The sequence below is a fragment of the Stenotrophomonas sp. HMWF003 genome (assembly GCF_003061285.1).
GTDB classification, from domain to species: domain Bacteria; phylum Pseudomonadota; class Gammaproteobacteria; order Xanthomonadales; family Xanthomonadaceae; genus Stenotrophomonas; species Stenotrophomonas maltophilia_AP.
On record NZ_QAIW01000331.1, the window covers coordinates 4493 to 4857 of the forward strand.

The window sequence follows — 365 nt, forward strand, 5'->3', positions numbered from 1 at the left end:
ACACCGGGGCAAGCAACCGCGCCGGCAACGGGATGGCGCTGCCGTCATACCAGTACGACGGCGTCGGGGTGCCCTTGGCCGCCATCACGCCTGCCTTTCGCGGAACTGCATCTTGTGCAGGTGCTCGTACAGCCCGCCGAGGGCCAGCAGCTCGTGGTGGGTGCCCCGCTCGACAATGCGGCCGTGGTCCATGACCAGCACCTGGTCGGCGTGTTCGATGGTGGACAGGCGGTGCGCGATCACCAGCGTGGTGCGCTCGGGCATCAGACGCTGCAACGCGTCCTGGACCAGGCGTTCGGATTCGTTGTCGAGCGCGGCGGTGGCTTCATCCAGGATCAGCACCGGTGCATCGCGCAGGATCGCGC

1 pseudogene is annotated in these 365 nt (G+C 67.9%); it reads right to left on the reverse strand.

The window, feature by feature from the left end:
• Window positions 1–84: 84 nt before the first annotated feature.
• Window positions 85–365: pseudogene (locus DBR34_RS23075) on the reverse strand (lipid ABC transporter permease/ATP-binding protein); the annotation flags it as partial.